Source organism: Pseudomonas sp. HMWF006 (genome assembly GCF_003061205.1).
GTDB classification, from domain to species: Bacteria; Pseudomonadota; Gammaproteobacteria; order Pseudomonadales; family Pseudomonadaceae; genus Aquipseudomonas; species Aquipseudomonas monsensis.
The window spans coordinates 11365-12949 of sequence record NZ_QAIU01000637.1; the positions used below are offsets into that span (position 1 = coordinate 11365).

General features: G+C 58.0%; 2 protein-coding genes and 1 pseudogene. All 3 read left to right on the plus strand.

Translation table 11 applies throughout. The features are described from left to right. Positions 1–571, plus strand: a 571-nt coding sequence (locus DBR24_RS34390) for a response regulator (protein WP_256591972.1), incomplete at its 5' end; no start/stop codon positions are given. A 22-nt stretch (positions 572–593) separates the two neighbouring features. After that, entirely contained in the window at positions 594–1241 is a 648-nt protein-coding gene (locus DBR24_RS29555; RefSeq protein ID WP_123462406.1) for a response regulator, read from the plus strand. Positions 1242–1410: 169 nt separating this feature from the next. Continuing rightward, positions 1411–1585: pseudogene (locus DBR24_RS34395) on the plus strand (type 1 fimbrial protein); the annotation flags it as partial.

Here is a 1585-nt window from a genome sequence, read left to right on the forward strand (position 1 = left end):
CGCCAATGGCGAACAGGCGCTGGCGCAGTGGTCGCCGGGGCGCTTCGATCTGGTGCTGACCGACGTCAGCATGCCGATCATCAACGGCTACCAATTGGCAGAAGCATTGCGCCAACGGGACCAGACCGTGCCGATTATCGGCGTCACCGCCAACGCCCTGCGCGAAGAAGGCGAACGCTGCGCTGCGGTGGGCATGAACGCGTGGATGGTCAAACCGCTGAACCTTGCCCCCCTGCGCGCGCACCTGGAAAAACACTGCAAGGTCGCCCTGCCGGAGGCCACCGCCGCGCCGATCCAGCTGTCGCCGAAAATGCGCGAACTATTTGTCACCACTCTGCGCCAGGACATACACACGACCCTGACGGCACTGGACAGCGCCGATGCCAATCGCGTGGCGCAGCAGTTGCACAGCATGGCCGGCGCGCTGGGTGCGGTGCAGGTCGAAGCCATGGCCACAGCGTTTGTCGAACTGGAGTGTCGTTTACACGGCATGGCCGTGACCCGCGCCCTGGACCTGGAAGTCCGCCAGCATCTGGCTCGATTGAAAGATCTGTTGGATACCCTTGAATAATTTCACTCTGGATAAAGCAGCCATGGAAACCCTGAACGTAGTCATTGCCGATGACCATCCCATCGTTCTGCTGGGGGTACGCGAGCTGGTTGAGCGTGACCAGCGCTTTCGCGTGGTGGGCGAAGCCGTTTGCTCCAGCGAACTGATCAACCTGCTCGAAACCCGCCGGGTGGATCTGGTCATCACCGATTTCAACATGCCCGGCGACTCGACCTACGGCGATGGTCTGAAACTGGTGGACTACCTGACGCGGCACTACCCCGGCGTCCGCGTGCTGGTGCTGACGATGATTTCCAACCCTCTGATCCTGACGCGCCTGCAAGAACTCGGGGTGCTGGCGATCATTCAGAAAAACCAGCTGCACAACGAAATCGAAACGGCGCTCAAGGCCATTGCCCGGGGTAATCCGGTACGCAGCAACGGACCGCCGCCGACTTCCGTGATTGTCGACAACGCTGACCTCGACGAACGCTTTACCCGACTGTCGCCCAAGGAGCACGAAATATTGCGTTTGTTTGTCTCGGGGCTGGGCGTCAGCGACATTGCCCGTGGGTTGAACAGAAGCGCCAAGACGATCAGCACTCAAAAGATATCGGCCATGCGCAAACTTGAAGTCAGCAGTGATCAGGACTTATTGGCTTATTGCATAGAACGCAACTTGTTTAACTAACAGATAATGACTTTCCAGTTAAAGACGACTTCTAGGAATCGTCTGATGTTCCAGCAAAAGTGCGCGCTATATCGTGTTGTTGTTTTAACCCCAACCATTGGAAAACAACATGAAAAAGCTGACTCGCGCACTTCTCGCACTTTCGATCATTGCCGCCACGGGCAATGCGCTGGCAGAAGATCCACCGGCTCCGCCAGCACCAACCAAGGCCGGCAGCGGCACCATCAACTTCACCGGCACCATCAACAACGATGCCTGCTCGGTTGAAGGCGCCGGAAGCAACAAAACCATTTCGGTCAACATGGGCGAAGTGTCGATCAAGGACATGGGCACCGCCACTGCAC